Origin of the sequence: Nostoc sp. NOS(2021) (assembly GCF_017115025.1) — a bacterium.
Taxonomy (GTDB): domain Bacteria; phylum Cyanobacteriota; class Cyanobacteriia; order Cyanobacteriales; family Nostocaceae; genus Nostoc.
On the sequence record NZ_JABXKM010000147.1, the window covers coordinates 23211 to 44086 of the forward strand.

At 40.9% G+C, this 20876-nt stretch carries 21 protein-coding genes; 6 read left to right on the top strand and 15 right to left on the bottom strand.

Annotated features, from left to right (window positions below; genetic code table 11):
- Window positions 1-3 precede the first annotated feature (3 nt).
- The 5 genes from HWQ41_RS19270 to HWQ41_RS19290 all read right to left on the bottom strand — a co-directional run bounded on the left by HWQ41_RS19270 (window position 4) and on the right by HWQ41_RS19290 (window position 3793).
- The gene (locus HWQ41_RS19270) at window positions 4-312 is read right to left on the bottom strand and encodes an urease subunit beta (protein ID WP_292766161.1); all 309 of its coding nucleotides are present in this window, start codon (window positions 310-312) and stop codon (window positions 4-6) included.
- 21 nt (window positions 313-333) lie between these two features.
- Window positions 334-636, bottom strand: a complete 303-nt coding sequence (gene ureA / locus HWQ41_RS19275; RefSeq protein WP_196520369.1) for an urease subunit gamma — start codon at window positions 634-636, stop codon at window positions 334-336.
- Window positions 637-661: 25 nt separating this feature from the next.
- Window positions 662-1501: an urease accessory protein UreD gene (locus tag HWQ41_RS19280; protein ID WP_292766165.1), complete on the bottom strand. Its 840-nt coding sequence runs from the start codon at window positions 1499-1501 to the stop codon at window positions 662-664.
- 77 nt (window positions 1502-1578) lie between these two features.
- Window positions 1579-2862 carry a photosystem II assembly protein gene (locus HWQ41_RS19285; protein ID WP_292766167.1) on the bottom strand — a complete coding sequence of 428 codons (1284 nt, stop codon included), beginning with the start codon at window positions 2860-2862 and terminating at the stop codon, window positions 1579-1581.
- Window positions 2855-3793 (bottom strand): radical SAM protein, encoded by a 939-nt coding sequence (locus tag HWQ41_RS19290; protein ID WP_292766168.1) that lies wholly within the window; start codon window positions 3791-3793, stop codon window positions 2855-2857. The genes HWQ41_RS19285 and HWQ41_RS19290 overlap by 8 nt, the downstream gene beginning before the upstream one ends.
- Window positions 3794-4007: 214 nt before the next feature.
- On the opposite strand from HWQ41_RS19290, the gene HWQ41_RS19295 reads away from it, so the two are divergent.
- Together HWQ41_RS19295 and HWQ41_RS19300 are read left to right on the top strand one after the other, a co-directional pair.
- Window positions 4008-4238: a DUF1902 domain-containing protein gene (locus tag HWQ41_RS19295; protein ID WP_292766170.1), complete on the top strand. Its 231-nt coding sequence runs from the start codon at window positions 4008-4010 to the stop codon at window positions 4236-4238.
- A gap of 7 nt (window positions 4239-4245) precedes the next feature.
- Entirely contained in the window at window positions 4246-4503 is a 258-nt protein-coding gene (locus tag HWQ41_RS19300) for a type II toxin-antitoxin system HicA family toxin (RefSeq protein ID WP_292766172.1), read from the top strand.
- Here the strand turns inward: HWQ41_RS19300 and HWQ41_RS19305 are convergent.
- The 4 genes from HWQ41_RS19305 to groES form a co-directional block, all read right to left on the bottom strand.
- Window positions 4415-7108 carry an AAA family ATPase gene (locus tag HWQ41_RS19305; protein ID WP_292766174.1) on the bottom strand — a complete coding sequence of 898 codons (2694 nt, stop codon included), beginning with the start codon at window positions 7106-7108 and terminating at the stop codon, window positions 4415-4417. The genes HWQ41_RS19300 and HWQ41_RS19305 overlap by 89 nt on opposite strands.
- A gap of 12 nt (window positions 7109-7120) precedes the next feature.
- Window positions 7121-7555, bottom strand: coding sequence for a hypothetical protein (locus HWQ41_RS19310; protein WP_292766176.1), 435 nt, complete (start codon window positions 7553-7555; stop codon window positions 7121-7123).
- Window positions 7556-7656: 101 nt separating this feature from the next.
- On the bottom strand, window positions 7657-9291 hold the full coding sequence (gene groL / locus HWQ41_RS19315) for a chaperonin GroEL (protein ID WP_292766178.1): 1635 nt from the start codon (window positions 9289-9291) through the stop codon (window positions 7657-7659).
- A 155-nt stretch (window positions 9292-9446) separates the two neighbouring features.
- A complete protein-coding gene (gene groES, locus HWQ41_RS19320) occupies window positions 9447-9758 on the bottom strand; it encodes a co-chaperone GroES (RefSeq protein WP_292766180.1) in 312 nt (103 codons plus the stop codon).
- A gap of 344 nt (window positions 9759-10102) precedes the next feature.
- On the opposite strand from groES, the gene HWQ41_RS19325 reads away from it, so the two are divergent.
- Both HWQ41_RS19325 and HWQ41_RS19330 read left to right on the top strand, forming a co-directional pair.
- Window positions 10103-10573 (top strand): ferredoxin, encoded by a 471-nt coding sequence (locus tag HWQ41_RS19325; protein ID WP_292766182.1) that lies wholly within the window; start codon window positions 10103-10105, stop codon window positions 10571-10573.
- A 330-nt stretch (window positions 10574-10903) separates the two neighbouring features.
- Window positions 10904-11581, top strand: a complete 678-nt coding sequence (locus tag HWQ41_RS19330; protein ID WP_012407592.1) for a response regulator transcription factor — start codon at window positions 10904-10906, stop codon at window positions 11579-11581.
- Between the two features lie 76 nt (window positions 11582-11657).
- On the opposite strand, the gene HWQ41_RS19335 is transcribed toward HWQ41_RS19330, so the two are convergent.
- The 3 genes from HWQ41_RS19335 to HWQ41_RS19345 form a co-directional block, all read right to left on the bottom strand.
- Entirely contained in the window at window positions 11658-11966 is a 309-nt protein-coding gene (locus tag HWQ41_RS19335; protein WP_292766184.1) for an NIL domain-containing protein, read from the bottom strand.
- A 143-nt stretch (window positions 11967-12109) separates the two neighbouring features.
- Window positions 12110-13510 carry an ATP-binding protein gene (locus HWQ41_RS19340; protein ID WP_292766186.1) on the bottom strand — a complete coding sequence of 467 codons (1401 nt, stop codon included), beginning with the start codon at window positions 13508-13510 and terminating at the stop codon, window positions 12110-12112.
- 339 nt (window positions 13511-13849) lie between these two features.
- On the bottom strand, window positions 13850-14809 hold the full coding sequence (locus tag HWQ41_RS19345; protein ID WP_292766188.1) for a chemotaxis response regulator protein-glutamate methylesterase: 960 nt from the start codon (window positions 14807-14809) through the stop codon (window positions 13850-13852).
- Here HWQ41_RS19345 and HWQ41_RS19350 point away from each other — a divergent pair.
- Window positions 14808-14972 (top strand): hypothetical protein, encoded by a 165-nt coding sequence (locus HWQ41_RS19350; protein ID WP_292766190.1) that lies wholly within the window; start codon window positions 14808-14810, stop codon window positions 14970-14972. The two genes, HWQ41_RS19345 and HWQ41_RS19350, sit on opposite strands and share 2 nt — an antisense overlap.
- 247 nt (window positions 14973-15219) lie before the next feature.
- On the opposite strand, the gene HWQ41_RS19355 is transcribed toward HWQ41_RS19350, so the two are convergent.
- From HWQ41_RS19355 to HWQ41_RS19365, 3 genes are all read right to left on the bottom strand, one after another.
- Window positions 15220-17496 carry a hybrid sensor histidine kinase/response regulator gene (locus HWQ41_RS19355; RefSeq protein WP_292766192.1) on the bottom strand — a complete coding sequence of 759 codons (2277 nt, stop codon included), beginning with the start codon at window positions 17494-17496 and terminating at the stop codon, window positions 15220-15222.
- Window positions 17497-17776: 280 nt separating this feature from the next.
- Entirely contained in the window at window positions 17777-18496 is a 720-nt protein-coding gene (locus tag HWQ41_RS19360) for a chemotaxis protein CheW (RefSeq protein ID WP_292766194.1), read from the bottom strand.
- 9 nt (window positions 18497-18505) lie between these two features.
- Entirely contained in the window at window positions 18506-20278 is a 1773-nt protein-coding gene (locus HWQ41_RS19365) for a methyl-accepting chemotaxis protein (RefSeq protein WP_292766196.1), read from the bottom strand.
- 191 nt (window positions 20279-20469) lie between these two features.
- Between HWQ41_RS19365 and HWQ41_RS19370 the strand changes: the two genes are divergently transcribed.
- A complete protein-coding gene (locus HWQ41_RS19370) occupies window positions 20470-20679 on the top strand; it encodes a hypothetical protein (RefSeq protein WP_292766198.1) in 210 nt (69 codons plus the stop codon).
- The last annotated feature ends 197 nt before the right edge of the window (window positions 20680-20876 follow it).

Sequence of the window (20876 nt, forward strand, 5' to 3'; positions counted from 1 at the left end):
TTATCAATCGAGATTTCCGTTAATTTTGCTGTTGAAGCCGTAGACTTGGCGAGTACCAACTAACGGGACTAAAGTCACTTCTTTTTCGTCGCCTGGTTCAAAGCGAACTGCGGTTCCTGCGGGGATATCGAGGCGCATTCCTCGCGCTTGTTCTCTATCAAAGTTTAAGGCGGTGTTAACTTCATAAAAGTGATAGTGGGAACCAACTTGTATGGGGCGATCGCCTGTATTTGACACTTGTAATTTTATAGTTGGACGACCAACATTTAGTTCAATCTCACCTTCTGGTGTAATAATTTCTCCAGGAATCATAATAAATTCAAAATTCCAAAATTAACGAATTGGATTATGTACTGTCACTAACTTTGTGCCATCAGGAAAAGTTGCTTCTACCTGCACTTCATGCACCATTTCTGATATTCCTTCCATGACATCATCCCGCGTTAATAGAGTTGTACCATAACTCATTAATTCAGCTACAGTTTGCCCATCTCTCGCCCCTTCTAAAATGGCAGCAGAAATATAAGCGATCGCTTCGGGATAATTTAGTTTTAAACCCCTTCCTTTACGTCTTTCTGCTAATAAAGCAGCAGTAAAAATTAATAGCTTATCTTTTTCCTGCGGCGTCAATTGCATTCGTACTTCCTCCTCTGTGATTCGTTCAAATCTGCCACACTCTTGGTATACAATTACCACGATTCAAGAAAGAAACTCGCAGCAACTGCCAAACATCAATAAACCAGTTTCTCACCTCGGATGTAGAAGAACCGCGATATCGACACAATAATCCATGTTGTAATCGGCTAACACCAGCTTCTCCAACACCATTCCATAAACTTCGCGTTTTTTCGACAATTTCTGCGGAAACTGTACCACCAACCCAAACTAGACTACCTACAATTGGTTTTCCAGCCAAGCCGTGAGGACTGTGGAAAATGTCTTCGCTACCGGGTAAGTATTGGCGATCAATCCACAGAGGAATACCTTCTTGCCAAATTTCGGTGTGCGATCGCCATTCTCCAAGGTAAAATGTTTCTCCTCTAGCACTGCGACCAAATCGGGTAATTTCCCAGCCTAACCAACTGCCCCCGGTTGCTAATTCTACCCGTAAATCTTGCCGATAAATCGCGCCGTTAAATAAAATTGTCTCTTGTGGCAACCATTCTAAGCAAGCACCAGCGTCAACTTGTATTTCTATAGTTTGTCTAGCTTGTAAGCCATTGCTGCGGTATATCTTGCTTGCAGCAGCTGTAGTGATTAAGGCTTGGGCTTGGGGTTGGAGGTGGATATTAGAGGATAAGCGATCGCCTCCCACAACTCCCCCGGCTGTGTGTAAAATGACGCTATGACAAACTTTTTCCCCTTCTGGATAAAATGGGCGTTGCACCTTCAGGGGCGCTTGTTGGTGATTGTAAATTAATTGGGTTTTATCCTGGCGATCGGCATAGACTAAATTAAGTTTGCCATGCCAACCTTCTGCTGTTTCTAAGTTGCAGGTCATTTATAAATTCAAGATTAAAGTTCAGATCCCTTATATTTATTTAATACATTTTGTGCTGCTTTACCTGCAACTTATCATTATTTTTTCGCCAGGATCACATAATCATCTAATGTATAGTTTGACTGATGCTTCTGGCCAAAATACTGTTGGAGTATTGGAGTCATATACAGTTTTTTAGGTAATTTCTCTTGAGCAAACTTAGCAAAGTTAGCACCGGACAAAGGTGTTCTTGAACCTGTTGAGGTTAGATATTTATACCAGACTAACTCTAATCCCAGTTCTGCCAGAAATTTATGTACTACATTTTTTTCCTGCTCTTGGTTTTCAACTTGGTGAACATCGTAAACTTTGAATAATTTTTTATCTTGCACAATTAGCAAAACATAACCTGAATTTTTTAAGCTAGTGGCAAATATTTGCTTGTAAGTATTATTAGCTTCAACCCTCTTAGCTGGATCTGCGAAGAAGCAATGGGAAATTACAATAAAGTCGAAAAATTCTTTGGGTAGATTATTCGATTCACTTTTCCAAGTAAAAAGATCAGTAGTAACAAAGCGAAAGTAAGCATTCACTGTGGTTAGACGCGACTCTATATATCGTCGCCAAAACTGAAGTCCACGAAACTGAAAAGAATCTTGTTTTTCTAAAGAGTAGTAGGATATGTGCATTTCCGGGATATCAAAAAAGCCGCTACTACTTTGGAGAAATAAAGCTAAACCATAAGCAACTGTTCCTGGACCTGCTGCAATATCAAGGATATTAACCTTATTTGGTAGTAAAGCATCCTGGTAAATGAGAAACCAAGCTAAATATACGCAGTATACATTTTCTAAAAAATACTTCATAAAGTAGACATGAGGAGTTAGACTAAAACGGTAGTCTGGGTCGTGTCCAATTTTTAAGTTATTAATATCATCAAGAGCGTCTTCTAGCTTAATAAATAACTGTTTCTCAGGAATCTTACTAAATTCTTCTTTGAGATATTCAACTAGTGTTGATTCAAAATCATCAAATATACGTTCATCAATACCAGTAGATTGCAGTTTATATTCATCGTGCTGGATTAAATTAAAAACCTTATAGATATATTTAACAAATTCCGCATCTGGCATTAATATTAGATTAGGTTTTTGCTGGGATGCTTCTGTTAGTTGTTTTGTTAAAGTTTCTGTTTGTCGTTTGTATTCTTGGGAATAACGTTCAAGTTGAAGTTTATCCCTAAATAGTTTTTCTAACCATGAGAATGTTGCACCTGATTTTTGAATCTCTTGCAATAGTTGCACTGCACGTCGGATATCCCCGCGTTTTAAAGATAATTTTAGCTGCTGACTTCGCCACCAATTTACGATAGGATTATTCATAACCAAATCCCTCTTTGCCTTCCATAATTTGTACACCTGGAAGCCGAGAAACTAACTTTTCTTTAAATTTTATATAGCTTAATTTCTCATCCTCATACCACCAAGCATATTTTTGCTTAATTTCTTCAGCTTCTTGGCGAGTTGATGCCATAAGAGAACGACTATCGCTAGGATGAAAAGCTTGAATTACAATCCTATCTGCAATAGCTAGTTTGTCAATAAAAGCAGTTTCATCAGTTGGTAAAGTAGGAAGTAGAGGGGTAATAGTGATAGAAATTTTCGGAAGAAAACCTTTGAAATAATCAATACTTTGTTTAATTTTAGTGATAGCATTTAGTCTGGCTTTAATACTGGGCGATCGCGGTTCAAAATCTTTTCTCACTAATTCACTCCCAGTAGGAATGCTCATATTAATTCGCAATCGCTTAAATCGTTGTAAATAATCAATATCTCTAGTAATAATTGGGCTACGAGTTTGAATCACCAAAGTTGGAGTTGGATAACCGTCAATCCCTACATCAAGCATTACATCTAACAATCGACGAGTCAGTTGATGTTTAGATTCAAGTGGTTGATAAGGATCGGTAACGCTACTCATGTATATACTAGGGGGAATCTGGGGATTTTTTTCATACCATTTTTTTAATTCATTCGCTAAAATTTCAGCAGCATTTTCTTTAAAAATTACCCATTTTCCCCAATCTTGGCGCATTTGAGCATTCGGGCTAAATGCAGCAGCATAGCAATAACTACAACCGTATTGACATCCCCTATAAGGATTGAGAGTAAAATCATAATTACCAATAAAACCAGTAGCCTTTGTTAAGAGTGATTTAGCATTTTGTACATAAACATTCACATCTCCAAACTTTTCTCTGACTAATTTGTTAGGAGTGCATTCGCAATACCCTTCATATTTTGGTTGTACCATGTGAATCCTAATATTTATTAAGGGTAAATTAACGCACCCTACTTCTTATATTATAATTCCCAATTTATTCGCTAACTTGAATAATGAATGATCATCTCACGGAAAGATACCAAGAAAAACTTTTGATAGATGGAAGGAAAAAAGGTTGCGATCGCTGTAGTTTAAGAAAGCGATAGAATATAAATTAAAGTAGACGTAATCACCACGTACAACAATGGAAAAATTGCTAAACATCCACATTGAGAAATTACCTGAAGGCGTTTATTTAGCAATATCTGATGAGCTTCAAGGTTTAGTAGCTCAAGGACGGACAGTCGCTGAAACTTTAGAAATTGCCCGTGATGTAGCACGTAAGTTACTAGAAGCACAATCTCAGGATCAAGAACTAGATTATTTGCAACCAATAGCTGAACAATTTAACTATCCTTTAGTTGTAGGTCAGTAGTCAATTCATGGGTCGGCTAGCTGGGTTTAGCTACAGAGAGATTATCAAAATATTAAAAACCTTTGGCTTTGTTTTTCATCGTCAAGCCGCAGGGAGTCATGAAATCTGGTTTAATCCTGAAAGTAACCGTTACACTACTATTCCCAATCATTCTGGTGATATGCCAGACGGAATTTTTATACTGCGCCTCTACGATCCATTTCAAAACCATATACATAGATATCAGCAACCTTATAGCGTTTCTCTTTTTCCCGCCATTCAATAATGCCAATTTCACTTAAAAAAGAAGCAAATTCTTCAAAGTCTGCTATATCATGTGCTGACTCTTGCCATACTGTTTGTAACTGTTCTTTAGATAAGAAGGCTAATTTGCCCTTAAGAGAATCAAAAAATTTAGTCAAATCAGGATATTCCTCTTTAATTTCTTCACACCTCTTTTCTGATGCTTTTTTCAAACCAAATTCTAGGGATTTTCCTTGAAGTAGGCGGTCTGTACGAAATTTGCTTGATGATTGTCCCTTATAGCTGAGTTCTTGTTCTTTTGCTCCTTTCAGTAATATACTTAAACTCCGAGGAAAAGTAGTGCTACTTGAGTCTGTTAATCGTTCATAAACCCATCGAGATACATTTTTAGCTCTGTTTCCACCTCGGCGACGACTTCCCCACAGTAATTCTAAGGCTTTATCAATTGCCTCTTCTGTAGCTTGATCAATACTTTCAAAAGCGACAGGATAAATCCGGTCAACCAAATTCTTGAAATCCTCAGATTGTATTGCTTGGCGAAGTGCTAATCGTAAAAAATCAATCCTAGTCCACTGTAAGATAATATCCCGTCCAGTAAAATGACTTTTATTGTCAAAAATTAAACGATTCCATATATCTTCTCTTAAGAAGATTTTAAATCTAATTTCTGTTAATCTGTTAGCATCACAAGATTGAACTAATTGAAATAATCCAGTAAGTGCTTGCTGTCTTATTCCTCCTACTTCAGGAAAATCTTCATCTAAATCATCGTAAAGAAACCACAGTTTTTGAGAATTATTTTTGGCTTCTTCATTAAGCAGAATATCTACGGCATCTTTGACTATGAGCCGTAGTTCAGAGTTAGTAGATAATTCTAACAAGACTTTAGTAGATTCAGACTGCCATCTTTCTTTAGGGAAATTATTAATAATTTTTCTCAATTCACTATACTTTGCACTTTTCTTTCCTTTAGGAAAGTTAAACAAATTTTCCTGATGACATCTAAGCAGTAAATAAGCTCTCCAGAAAGCTTCCCATGTGCCTCTATTTTGTTGTAAAGTTTGATGGATGATTTGAAATTCATCACGAGATGGGCGACTTTCCTGAAATCCACCATGTGCTGACAAAAATACAGTATTATCTAACCGTCCATGAGCTAGTTTTTGAGCAACACTTTTGTGTTTTAGAAAAAGCCAATAAAGTGCAGTTTTTCCTGTACCTTTTCGCCCTCTAATTAGGCAGGTTGTATCGTCTAAAAATCTTTCAAAATCAGTAGTACGCTGAAATAGTAGATTCAAATCTTGTCTTGGATCAGCAGCATTTACTTCAGGGAATTGCAGACTTTCAATAATATTCCATCGATGATCTATTGTATTTAAAACATTGCTACGTTTGAGTTCATCAGTTTTCTCATCAATTAAGTTAGCAATTTTTGTGTAGTAATCTTGCATACCTTGTACAGGAAAGCTATCAGCCAAAGCGATTGGCAAAAGATAAGGGACTACTAAAAGTTTTTCTATTGGAGTTTGAGAATTATCTAAATCTGGCTCATCTTCATCTGTTTCATAGTTTTCATTTGTTACCGTATTTAATCTGTTCAGCAAAGAGTACCAAATTTGTTTTACTTTTGATAAACCAATCTCAGTAACATCAGGAACAGGAGAAAAAACAAAATTAATGGATAAGTTTTTTACCCATTGAAGGGATTGTATTAGCAGTTCTATTCCTTGTTTATTTTGTTCATTAGGAAAAAGAAATACAATTGCTTCGTCAGCTGCTTGAATTAATGATAAAGCTCCCCATTGATTAATTCCAGTTCTCGAATCAATTAAGATAATATCAGGTTTTAATTGTTCGTAAATTTCACGTTTGAAAACAGACCAAAGACTTTGATCTCCATCAATAATAGTAGTAGCATGAAGATCATCAACTTTGGAGACATAATCAAGATTAAGACAACCAGCAGGAACAACAAATAATCTTCCTGTGGCATTAGAGATTTTCACTTCACCAAATATTTCAGCAATTGAAATACTTGGTTCTACGTCTTCTGGTAAGTAGGAACGCTCATAAAAATAGTCAACTATTCCATACTTTGGTTGTGGCTTGAGGTTGAATGCTGTACTCAAGCCAGGTGCTTCTAAATCTAAATCCACAGCTACGACTTTAAGACCACGCATTGCCAAAATTGAGGCAACATGGGTTAATGCAGTAGTTCGACCTACTCCTCCTTTAAAGGAATAAAAGGTTACGGTTCTGGGTAAACTGGGTTCAAGCTGGGGAAGTTGAGGTTTATTTTGCGGATTTGCTGCTTGAATTGCTAAATCTTGCCAAGTTTGTACTGAAGCTGTATTAAAAGCCTGCGGTGCTGAAAGATTTAGTGAATCTGCTTCTTGAGGCGTATATAAGGAAATAAACCCAGGAGATAAATGAGGAACTTGTGATTTAAGTAAGTTAAAACTTTGTTCTTTCCTCTGAGGAATAGATAAATTAATAAAGCGATCGCTTACAATAGTCAAATTCAATAAACCTGATGTAGAAATATTTAAATCAACCCATTCTTCTGAATTATGCACATATTGGTTTGTAATTTCCTGCTTTAGCAAAACCTGCCAATTTTCTTGCATTTGACCACCTCTTTAAAGTTGAGTAGCTTGCTTTTGTAACCACCCCTTGAGATTCTGATAAGCTTTTAACCAGCGTTTGTAACTTTCATCATCAGGCTCAAGGCCACAATAACGCATATCTATAAAATTTTGGCTATTTGGATTTTCCACTTCATTAAGCCATTTTCGCACTTCAGGAAAATTAGCAATTCTAGATTTAAGTCGATTGTGCCGATTTAATGCTTCTATGTAGCTATGTCCCGGATTAGTAATAGTATGCCCAGGATTAGTAGAATCTGTCTTCCATTGCTGAGTTGCACCCTTTGCTAAGGTAGCAAAAATCATTGCTTTTAATAAACACTCAATAGTTACACCTCCAAAGTGCATAGCTGCTACTTTCCTTCCAGACTGACATAGTGTTTCAGTATCAAGGTGACGGTGCATAAAAGCAGCTTGGTAATCTTCCATTTCGTTATTTTCTCGTTTTAAACACCTGAATCTTGACACAAAAAAACAGCCACCTCCATAAAGGAAGCAGCTGTTCTCATAACTTATGTGACTACAAAGTATTAGTAATCGAAGTCACCGCCACCAGCGCCAGCGCCAGCAGGAGCGCCATCCTTAGGCTCCGGCTTGTCAACTATAATACATTCGGTTGTCAACACCATCCCAGCGATCGAAGCAGCGTTTTGCAGAGCAGAACGAGTCACTTTCGCAGGGTCAACAATACCAGCAGCAAACAAATCGACGAATTCGTTTGTCGCAGCATTGTAGCCAACATTAAATTCTTTCTCTTTCACGCGTTCAGCGATCACAGCACCATTCTGACCTGCGTTTTCAGCAATCCGCTTCAGAGGTGCAGGTAAGGCGCGAACGACAATCAAAGCACCAATCAACTCTTCATCTTTAAGATTGCTCTTTGCCCAAACTTCCAATTCAGGAGCAAGGTGAGCCAGAGTTGTACCACCGCCAGGAACGATACCTTCTTCCACAGCAGCTTTAGTGGCGTTGATAGCGTCTTCTAGGCGCAGTTTCTTGTCTTTCATTTCAGTTTCGGTCGCTGCACCCACTTTCACCACAGCAACACCACCAGAGAGTTTAGCAAGACGCTCTTGCAATTTCTCTTTGTCGTAAGAAGATTCGGTTTCATCGATTTGACGACGAATCTGCTCGACACGAGCCTTAACAGCAGCTTCGTTACCTTCGGCAACAATTGTAGTGCTGTCCTTGGTGATGGTGATCCGGCGAGCTTTACCCAGGCTATCCAGCTTGGTGTTGTCTAGCTTCAAACCAGCATCTTCGGTGATTAGTTGACCACCAGTCAAAACAGCGATGTCTTCTAGCAGAGCTTTGCGGCGATCGCCAAAGCCAGGAGCCTTAACAGCAGCCACGTTGAGTACACCGCGCAAACGGTTTACTACTAAGGTTGCCAAAGCTTCTTTTTCGATATCTTCGGCGATAATCACCAAAGGACGACCAGCACGAGCTACTTGCTCTAACACTGGTACAAGGTCTTGTACCAAAGCAATTTTCTTATCGGTCAGCAGTAGGAAAGGCTCATCAAAAACCGCTTCCATCCGTTCAGCGTCGGTGGCGAAATAGGGAGAGATGTAGCCTTTGTCAAAGCGCATCCCTTCAGTAATTTCCAACTCGGTGAACATAGATTTCCCTTCTTCTAGGGAAATTACGCCTTCCTTGCCCACCTTGTCCATTGCTTGGGCAATCATCTGACCAACTTCTTCGTCGTTACCAGCCGAGATCGCACCAACTTGGGCAATGGATTTGGAGTCTTCTACTGGACGGGCGTGTTCCTTGATTTTTTCTACGAGGAAGGCAGTAGCTTTGTCTATACCGCGCTTCAGCGAAATCGCATTAGCACCAGCTGCAACGTTCCGCAAGCCTTCTTTGACGATCGCATGGGCTAAAACGGTAGCAGTGGTAGTACCATCGCCCGCAGCATCGTTGGTCTTAGAAGCAGCTTGACGAATCAGAGCTACACCAGTGTTTTCAATGTGGTCTTCTAATTCGATTTCTTTGGCGATCGTTACACCGTCATTAACAATTTGCGGTGCGCCAAATTTCTTTTCTAGAACTACGTTACGACCTTTGGGGCCAAGGGTAACAGCTACAGCCTCAGCCAGGATGTCAATGCCTCGTTCCAGGGCGCGACGGGCGTTTTCGTTGTAGATAATGCGCTTTGCCATAGGTGTCTAAATTCCGGGAGTAAGTCAATTTTTTTTGAATTGGGCATTGGGCATTGGGCATTGGGCATCGGGCATTGGGCATCGGGCATCATCTTTATTTTTGACATCCCCTGTTCCCTGTTCCCTATTCCCCATTCCCCATTCCCTATACCCCACTAGATAACGACTGCTAAAATATCTTTTTCAGAAAGCAGTACATATTCTTCAGTGCCGAGTTTGATGTCAGTACCAGCGTACTTAGAGTACAGCACCTTATCGCCGACTTTAATTTCCAATTCCTGACGGCTACCGTCATCGTTACGCTTGCCAGGGCCAAGGGCGACTACTTCCCCAACCTGGGGCTTTTCCTTGGCCGTGTCGGGCAAATACAGACCACCTGCGGTCTTTTCCTCTGAGGCGCTCACTTTTACGAAAACGCGATCGCTCAAAGGTTTAACTGTAGAAACGCTTAAAGATAAAGCTGCCATATTATTTTCTCCAGAGTTTTAGCACTCTCAACTCCTGAGTGCTAATCTACCGAAAAGTAGCGTCCAATGGCAAGAATCTCTTGAGTACGGGTTCCCGAACTAGAAGATCATCGGTGTACTTAAGTATAAATGCTTAATTATTTCTACCTTTCAGGTTTTGTTCTGTAAGTTACGAAGAGAGTAGGGAGTGGGGAGTAGGGAGTTAGGAGTTAGGAGTAGGGAGTTATAAGAATTCTTCCCCAAGTCCCCATTTGCCACTCCCCATTCCCAACTCAACTTTATTTGCAAAGCTGGGAAATTGTTATAGAACTGTAATCAGGGAGCCGCTCAATGAGTAAAATACAGTGATCCAGTCCAGCCATCAAATCCCCAAAATCACTAAGTCTCCAGAATATAAGACCCTGAGTAATTGTGTAGAAAGTTTAGGACTTGCAAAAATTCAGCGACACACTTTTATTTGCGCTGACCAGACAATTGCTAACTGCTGCTCAAAACGAGCTAGTCTGGAATCCTGGGAGTACTTAAAAAAGCGACTTAAAGAGTTAAAACTTGATGAGTCGCAACAGAGTCATCCCATTTGCGTCTATAGAACTAAAGCCAACTGCTTGCGCGTTTGTTGTTCTGGACTCATAATGGTAGTTTACCCTGATGGGGTCTGGTATCGCCAAGCAAACCCGGAAGTTATTGAGCGGATCATCCAAGAACACTTAATAGGCAATAAGGTGGTAGAAAAGGTGGTAGAAAAATATGGATTTTTAACCCATCCTTTGCCAGAAACTTCCCTAGTTTCTTGTGAACACCTCATAGAGGCTTAACAACCGAAGGATATGGTATAGCAGTAAGCTTAAAGAAAGTGTGGGTTGGTTTTGAGCTAGGGTCATCTTTAAGCCAATACTTACTTGTGAGTCAGAAAGATTATTATTTAATCAGTGTTTTTTCGCCCACCCCTTTCAATGCGATATATAATAGCGCATTATAGATACTACTGCTATACGTATCCTTGCTGGACTTTAGCTAACGAGCTACTAGTCTCTTGAAAATGCTCGGCATTTTTGAGGCTTCGAGACAGCAAAGGCAAGTTAAGTAGGATAAAAGGACAATATCTCGAAATAACCCACCATAGAGGATAAATATTCAAGACTTTGATGGACCGAAGCGCGACAAGTGCCACTGCTATGAAAGAGCCCAGCATGAAAGATCACAAACGACTTCTATTGATTGATGATGACCCTAACCTCATCTTGCTGGTGAAGGATTACTTAGAATTCCGGGGATATGAAGTCATCACCGCCGAAAATGGACGTGAAGCTCTGGAAATTTTAGAGCAAGATGTTCCAGACATGATCATCTGCGACGTGATGATGCCGGAAATGGACGGATATACTTTTGTGGAACAAGTCCGGCAAAACGAACGCACCAGCTGGATTCCGGTTCTTTTCCTTTCAGCTAAGGGACAAAGTGCAGACCGAGTTAAGGGTCTGAATAAAGGTGCTGATGTTTATATGGTCAAACCCTTTGAACCAGAAGAACTCGTAGCGCAAGTTGAATCCTCGCTGAAACAAACTATCCGTTGGAAAGAACACCAAGCTAAAGGAGGCGAAAACGGTTCCCGTATCCAGGTTCCCTTCGATGTGCAATTAACCCCAACCGAACTGAAAGTAGTCCAGTTTGTCGCTAGGGGTTTAGCTAACCGGGAAATTGCTGAAGAACTAAATGTTAGTCAGCGCACGGTTGAAAGCCATGTGTCCAATATGTTGGGCAAAACCAATCTCCACAACCGCACTGAACTAGCGCGGTGGGCGATTGAAAATCAAATGGCTTAAACAAAGTTAAGAGTTAAAAGTTATGAGTTATGAGTTATGAATTTTTTAACTCATAACTCCTAACTCCTAACTAAATCTACCAACCGTCTTGTTCAGGGCTGGATTGCTGCAAAACTTCTAAATCCAGTTCATCCAGGTAAGTTAAGGCGCTTTCAATCTGGGAAGTAGTACCTCGTAGTTCCAGATCGAAGCAGCTATATTGTGGCACGTTTGCGTTTACCTGAGCATCAGCAATAATGACTGTGACCCCATAGTGAGAAACCAGTCGTGAAATAACTGGTTCCTCATGCAAATCTTTAGGAATGCGAACTTGGATACGAGTTTGAGTGCGTCTACTATCTAAAATATCAGTATTAGATTTTACTTGTTTATTTGGAATTGCCATTGTAGCTTCCTACTCGACTTCTTGGATTAGGGTTTTGCTTTGCACGATTTCTTTTAAGACTAGCGTTACTCATCCCACACAGGCAAGCAGTGACAAATGATTCATAATCAAGATTCGGTAGCTGGATTCTGGATTTTGACTTCTTATACAGGAATTGTACTAAAATCAGTAACTGGTAATGCTATTGGAATTTCAATCGCAAATTCTGTTCCATAACCAAGTTCAGATTTTAGCTGGATATTTCCTTGATGTTTTTCAATAATTTGATAGCTAATTGCTAAACCTAGTCCCGTTCCTTTGTTGACAGGTTTAGTTGTAAAAAAAGGATCAAATATCTTACTTTGGATTTCGGAATCAATTCCAGAACCGTTATCTCTAAATCTAATTATGACTGTTGCCAGTTCAGTTACTTCAGTTTTAATCACAATTTGCTTTTGTCTCTGTTCATCTAGCTCTAGTAAAGCATCAATACCATTACTAAGAATATTCATAAATACTTGATTCAGTTGTGCTGGATAACATTGAACTGGTGGAAGATTTCCATATATTTTAATAATTTCAATTTTTTGTTTGAGTCGATGGTTTAAAAGTAATAAAGTACTTTCAATACCTTCATGAAGATTAACAGCTTTTTTCTCTGACTGATCGAGTCGAGAAAAGTTTCTTAGGGACAGTACAATGTCACGAATCCGATCAGTCCCTATCTTCATGGATGAAAGAATTTTTGGTAAATCATCGATGATAAAATCAAGGTTACAATCACCAAACTCATCTTGCAATACAAAATGTGATTCAGGATGTTTTTGTTGATATAGTTCGATTAAATTTAAAAGACAGTTAACATGGTTATTCAAGTGGTTAAAATTTCCATGAATAAAATTCACAGGATTATTAATTTCGTGGGCTAAACCTGCAACCATCCGACCCAAGCTAGACATTTTCTCTGTCTGGATCAATTGAACTTGGGTAGTTTGTAATTCCCGTAAGGTATGTTCTAATTGTTGTGCTTGAAGTTGGGCAGTAGCAGTTGCTGTAGTAAGTGCTTTGAGGTTATTGTATGCTTTGGAATGATAACGGATGCGGGCAATTAACTCAACTGCATCGGGTAACTTGATTAGGTAGTCATTTGCACCCTCAGTAAAGGCGGCGGCTTTCAGCTTTGCTTCTTCTTTACTGGATAGCATGACAATAGGAATATCACGAGTTACTGGATGAGAGCGAAACCAACGCAGTAGCATTAATCCATCTATCTCTGGCATGATCATATCCAAGAAGATCACCGTTGGGGCAATGGCGATCGCATCTTGAATAGCTTTAGCTGGATTGCTTGTATAGTGAAGGGAAATATCTGTTTCTGTCGCAATCATCCGACGGAAGGCTTCGCTAATAATTACTTGATCGTCAATTAGCAAAAGCCTGACTGCGGATGTTTTGGAGTCCACAATAAATGGCACAGCTTGTGGGGTTTGTGGTTCACTCCACTTCGGTGATAATCTTTCTGTCTCTTGAGATATTTGTAAGAGTGCTGTTTCTTGTAGGTTCATTTAGCACCTTTAAATGGTGTTTGTTTGAAAAATTACAAACTAATAACGAAAATTTATTTTTTTATAATGTCGCAATTATATATCAGTAATTAAGTATTGATAGTAATTTGAAATACTTTCTATAGTAACCCTATCTGATTTGTGAAAATTATCGGTGTCCAGATCCCCGACTTCGTAAAAGTTGTCGGGGATCTAACTTTTCACGAATGATTTAGGATTGCTATATGTAAAGGTATCTTAATAAGTTACTCCAATTTACCGTAACTGATTATACTAAGATATTCCAGAGTAATAACAAGTAAGTTTAATAGTATAATTAAGTAGTATAGTATTAAGTATTTACCATAGATCAGGCGGAAAACACTTGATACAGGCTGATGCGATCGCTTCAACTGGCAAAACCTCCACCGCAGATCCTAATTCCACTGCTACTTTCGGCATACCATAGACAACGCAAGTTTTGCGGTCTTGGGCAATAGTATGCCAACCTACTTCGCGCAATCGTTTTAAGCCTTGAGCGCCATCTTGACCCATCCCCGTCAGCAACACCCCAACCCCCTTTCTAGTCCAATGTTTAGCCACACTCGTGAAGAAAACATCGATGGATGGACGGGAGGAAAAATTTAGTGGTTCTTTGTCATAGCCAAGGGTGAGGTCGGGACGCATCACTAAATGAAGATTTGTGCCAGCAACGAGAATTTTACCAGGCTGTGGTATGGCGCCTGCGATCGCTAGTTGCACAGGCAGAGGAATTTGCTCGTTCAACCAGGTGGCAAAACCTTCGACAAATTGGGCATCTATATGCTGGACAATCACCACAGCCGCCCCAAAATCTGGGGGAAATTGGGAGAGAATAGTTGTCAATGCTTGGGGGCCACCAGTGGAAGCCCCGATCACAATTAGGGGTGGAAGTGATTTTGGGCGATGGATAGGCGGCGATCGCTGATGTGAAGATTTACCAATTAAGCGGGCGATCGTGGCAATTTTATTTAGTAGCCCATCATCACCGAAAGCTGGCGTGTTGATGGCATCCAAGGCTCCATACCCCATTGCTTCAAAAACCTTGGCTGCATAGCGATTAACGCTAGCAGTAACCATCACAATAGCGCAGGGAGATTGCCTCATGATGTGCCGTGTAGCTTCTACTCCATCCATGCTAGGCATCAGCACATCCATCAAAATCAAATCGGGAGTATCGTCTGCACACTTGTTCACGGCTTCCACGCCATCGTAAGCAACCCACGCCAGCTTGCAGTCTGGTATTTTTACCAGAACACGCCGCAGTGCTTCTACAGCCATGAACATATCATTTGCGATCGCAATTCTCACAGGTTATACCATTTTGGATTTTGGATTTTGGATTGTCAAAGATTTATTTATCAATTTCAAGTTGACACACTACATAGTAGGAATTATCCAAAATAAGGCTATAAATATAAGACTGGAAACCCAGATTAAGTAAGAGCGCTCTTTCATTAAGTAGATGGTTATAAATAAATATAAGATAGTTTGTCATTGCGAAGGAAGTGAAGCAATCTCAGTCTTTGCGATTGCTTCACTCCACTGCGTTCCGCTCGCAATGACATTTTATATTTAATTTCGCCCAGCTACTTAATTATACAAAAATGGGATAAATAGTATTGTTTGAGATTGATGAAAAAGCCTTGTAATAAATACTTTTAATCCAAAATCCAAAATCTAAAATTGGTTTATGCCTCTCCAATTAGATCAATCACCGCCTTTAACAGAGTGTCATCATGAAAGCTACTCTTAGTCAGGTAGTAGTCTGCACCTGCTTCTAACCCTTGCAGTCGGTCTTCTTCCCGATCTTTGTAAGATACGATAATCACGGGTATTTGCTTCAACTTGGCATGAGTTTTGATCTGGCTGGTAAGTTCAAAGCCATTCATTCGGGGCATATCAATATCTGTCACCACCAAGTCATAATCGCCACTGCGGATTGCATTCCAACCATCAATGCCATTAACTGCGACTTCAGCTTTATAACCATTGTTTTCCAAGAGTTTGCGCTCCATTTCGCGCACAGTTATCGAATCATCTACCACTAACACTCGCTTGTAAACTTTGGTAACTGCTTGATGAGCAGATTGATTTACCTGAGAGAGTTGTCCACTGGAAAACACCTTCGCAATGGAACGTACCAAATCTTCGACATCGACAATCAACACTGGAGAACCATTATCCATGAGGGCGGCGGCGCTAATGTTGGCGACTTTACCAAGGCGGGGATCTAAAGGTCGGACAACCAAACTGCACTCACCGAGAAACCGATCTACAACTAATCCATAACGGTTGAGGCGATCGCTAATTACAATAACTGACAGCGATTCTATATTCACCGCACGGGAGGGTAACTCTAAAACTTGACTTGCCAAAATCAACTCCACAGGTTGATTATTTATCAGGAAAAATGGACGATTTTCCGATACAGCAATATTAGATTTGGGCAAGATCACTACCTGTTCAATGCGTGCGAGTCCAAAGGCATAGGGTTCACCGGCAATTTCCACCAGCAGGGTACGAATCACAGATAGGGTCAATGGTAACTGCAAATAAAAGGTGATGCCTCTTCCCAACACAGAAACCGCCCGCAACGTCCCGCCAACTTCCCGCACTGTGCTATGGGCTATATCCAGCCCCACACCTCGACCCGAAATTTCGGTGACAGTCTGGGTTGTCGAGAAACCAGGTAAAAACAGGAATTCCATTAACTCGACTTCGGTAAGTTGGGCGGCCATTTCCGGGTTTGTCAGTTGTTTGATGATCACTGCTTGGCGCAAAAACTCGATATCGATTCCCCGTCCATCATCTGAAACACTGATAAACAGCATTCCGGCGCGATGGGTAACTTCAATGCGAATAATTCCTTCTTCTGGCTTTCCTACTGCTAGACGTTCCTGGGGCGGTTCAATGCCATGATCGATCGCATTCCGCAGAATATGAGTCAACGGAGCTTCTAGACGTTCTAGAATATCTCGATCTACCAAAGTAGACTTACCGACGATTTCCAGTTTCACCCGTTTACCCAATTGTCTTGCTAAGTCACGTACCATTCGCGGAAATCCCTGTCCCCCATCAGCAAAGGAACACATCCGAGTAGCAATAATTTCCTGATACAGGCGATGGGCAAGGTTAGCAGAACGCTGAGAAAATAGTTCTAGTTCGTTTTGGTGATCGCTCATCATCTGGTAACATTCTTTAGCTTTTTGATGAGCTGCACTTAAGTTTTCTTTAATTTGCCGATTCAGATGATAGTTGCCCAATAATTCCTGTAAGTTCTCTAGCAGGTTGGACAATTCCCCCTGATTGCTTCTCAGTTTCAGCAAAGAGTTAGCAAATGGTTCTAAAGAGTTCGCCTCAACTAAAGACTCTCCTGCTAAACCCATCAAGCGATTCAGATTTTCAGTACTCATTCGCACCGCCCGATTTGGGGTGATGTCTAGTTCTTCTGAAGATGTGGAGATATTTAGCGGGGGTGGGGAAACAAGGATTGTCTGTTGGTTCTCTTCTAACTGCGCTGTTATTAGTAGGGGATGAATTACTGTAGAGGTTGCCTCTGGAGTTAGGATATTAGCGATCGCACTCACTAGCGATTCAATGCCAACATCTTCTAACATCTGCAAATTTGGGTTAGCTGTAACCGTTTCAGCTATATGTAGGAGCATATCTACCCCTTGCAGCAACACATCAATGCGATCGGCAGTTAAGATAACTTTTCCTTCTTGAGCCGCAACAAAACAGTCTTCCATCACATGGGCAATGTTGACAGCCGGCTCAATTTGGACAATTCGGGCGGCGCCTTTGATGCAATGGGCTGCCCGCATTAAAGCTTCCAATTCTTTTTGGGGATCGGGCTTCGTCTCCAGTGCCAATAGGCAATCATTCAATACCACAACTTGAGCTTTGACTTCCATGTTGAATAAATCAAGCAAGGAAAGATTGCTGACATCAAATTCTTCTAACATGACAAGTTTTCCTAGAAGACCGATTCATTAATCCTGGAAGAACCTCTCCCCCAACCCCTCTCCTACAAGTAGCTACCGTGTATACACAAGTATGAAATAGTTTACTCACCTAGTTTTTTGCGTCAGTTTTACCCCACCCTAACCCTCCCCGATGGATTGGGGAGGGAACTAGATTCCTGTTTCCCCCCTTTCTAAGGGGGGATTAAGGGGGGTAATTTGACTTGTGTATAACACCGTAGCTTCCCTTGTAGAGAAGGGGGTTGGGGGGTTAGGTTTTTGATTACAGCACCTTCCTAGCTAAGGTGGTGAATAATAATTCATCATCTAAATAGCTGACACTGTGCGATCGCTCGATTTGCTTCCCGTCCGGTTGCCAGTGAAATAATCCTTTAGTATATGTTTGAGTCAGACTCTTAGGCGCATCTTGTAATTCATCCCGGTGAAATCGGTGTATCCCATAAAGTTCATCTACAGCAAAGACCCAAGTTTTACCTGCCTTTTCCAGCACCACCATGCGCGAATACACCACTGGACTCAGCGTTTGTATTGCTGTATCGGCAACTTCCAAATTCAGCAGATGACTCAAAGAGATACACAAGAGCAATTCGCCTCGGATACTTACCAATCCCCGCAAGATTTGGTTGCTGCGATGCGGTAGGGTATGAATCACGCTCGGAGGGGAAATTTCTTTAAAGATTTGGGCAGAAAGTGCTAGCCATTCCCGTTGCAGACGAAAAATTACAACCGTCATTTGAGTTGTGGGTAAAGCATGGGATATCTGGGAATCTTCATCGGCTCTAGATTTAGCAAGTAACTCAGTCCACTCTTGCCGATAATCTTCAGGTATAGAGCGCTCTAGCAAATGACGACCAGCAGTAGAGTAAACGGGGCAATTGCGGCAATGGGTATAGATGGCTAATTGGGGACAAGAGCGATCGCCCTGAATGCCGATAAAATTCCAACAACGTTCAATATTTAATGGAGTAGCGATCGGGTTCATAAGGGTTAATCAAGAGAATTGGTGAATCAAGGGTATAGCGTCTTCTGTTTTCACCTGAAAGCGGGCAATCTCTTGACGCAATCCCTGCGCCACTTGGTTAAGTTGGGCGATCGCATGATTAATTTCCCGCAAGGAATCCGCAGTTTGCACCGAGGTACTGCTCAACTGCACCATCGCCTCACTAATTTGTTGCGCTCCCACAAATTGGATTTCCATACCCTGGCTGACAAACTCAAATCGCGGATTCAGGTCTTGCACTTGCTGGATAACTTGCCCAACCTGTGTACTGATGCTGGCAACATCTTCCATACTCCGCCCTACTTCTGCGGCAAACTTGTCCATCTCCATCACACCTGTAGAGACTGACGATTGCATCTGCTTGACCATCTGCTCAATGTCGAGGGTAGCAACGGCGGTTTGATCTGCTAGTCGGCGAATTTCTCTAGCAACTACAGCAAAGCCTAAGCCATACTCTCCAGCTTTTTCGGCTTCGATCGCAGCATTTAATGACAACAAATTCGTTTGGTCTGCCACCTTGGTAATTGTGACAACGATAGTATTAATGCTATTTGCCTTTTCGCTAATTACTCCCAGTCGGGCAGCGATCGCATTAGTGGCTTCTGCTAACTGCCGCATAGTAGTTTCCATCCGCACAATGTCTTTTTGGCTATCATTTGCGGCTGTCGTCGTGACTTGTGAAATCGTCGCAACTTGTTCCATTGCACTTACTAGTTCCCTAGAGGTGGCGGAAATTTCTTTAGTAGCGGCAGTTACCTCATTAGTAGAAGCTAACTGCTCAGTGAGCGTCGCTTCTAATTGTTTACCCGAAGCTGCTATTTGAGTAGCTGAGGTAGTCACTTGGATGCCTGAATGCTGTACCTGACGAATCAGAGTGTTGAGATTCTGAGTCATAGTTTGGAAAGCAGTTAAGAGTCTATTCATTTCATCTTTGCTGTTGGAGTCAGCCTTGACCTGAGTTGTTAAGTTCCCCGTGGAAATTTGCTCTGCAACCCTAACAACACTAATAATCTGAAATGCAATTTGTCGAGCGATTACAAACCCCAAAATAATCGCAGTTATAGGGCCAATGGCAATTCCCACAGAAATCCATAAAAGGCTGCGAGCCACATTGTGTTCGACTTCCTTTTGTGTATCTGATATGTAACCTTCATTAAGTTTTAAAAGTTTGCCTGCTTGCTCATCACTTATTTTAAATAACGGTTCTTCCCTATTTGTTCCCTCAGAATCCATGCGATTACGTAATTCAAATGCCGTTTGAACAGTGGCAAAATCAGATGATTTATCTTTTCCTTGACGCATTAATTCGATTTGTTTTTTCCAAGGATTGCGAACACCAATTTGATTAAACTGTAGCTCAACATCTAACAATTTTTCATGGGCTTTCTTCCAGGCATCCAGTTGTTCTTTAAGTAAGTCATACTCTTTTTTTTCTTGTTCGCTTAATGGCGTTCCTTCGTACTGTTTAATACCTTCGTTCATCTGTTTCCAAGCGTCCTGGATTTGAGTTATTGCACCCTGTCTTTCACTAACAGTGACTTCAGGATCAAATAGTAACCGTTCTGCCGATTGGATGTGTATTTGACCTTCGTTAATCTTCCATATCCCGGACAGACTGGGGATGTTATCCGTCTCTAGGATGTTAATGTACTGATTTAACTGGTTGGTGGTGAACCATCCCAGCAAGGCGATCATAAGTACAATCAGTCCCATAAATAAAAATGAACTGATCAACCGTGTTTGCAAGGTCATATTCTTGAACATTGGGTATCTTAATGTTGGTCTAATGCTGTAAAACGCCTTCACCTATTAAAATTCCCAAATCACAAGCAAAATGAACAGCCTGTATTTTAAATTTTGAAACAAATTATTAAGTAGGTAGCTTAGTTCATAAACTAGCTTTTCCTTTTGATTGGAAAGTGCTGAGTGCTGAGTAAGAAGTTTGAGTATCTGAAGTGGATGAACGGAGTTCTGAAGTGGATGAACGGAGTTCCGAGGTGGATGAACGGAGTTCCGAGGTGGATGAACGGAGTTCTGAAGTGGATGAACGGAGTTCTGAAGTGGATGAACGGAGTTCTGAAGTGGATGAACGGAGTTCTGAGGTGGATGAACGGAGTTCTGAGGTGGATGAACGGAGTTCTGATACCATTTCACGCAAACCCTGATACATATAGATTTATCGTAGGGGCACAGAAAAAGCTCATTGGTGTCAACTTAACGTGAAACCCTTGTCAAGCGTGATATTGAGTTCACTCACTGACCATGACGATCCGCGTTACCCCACCCTAACCCTCCCCTTATAAAGGGGAGGGAACTAAATTTCCTGTTTCCCCCCTTTATAAGGGGGGATTAAGGGGGGTAA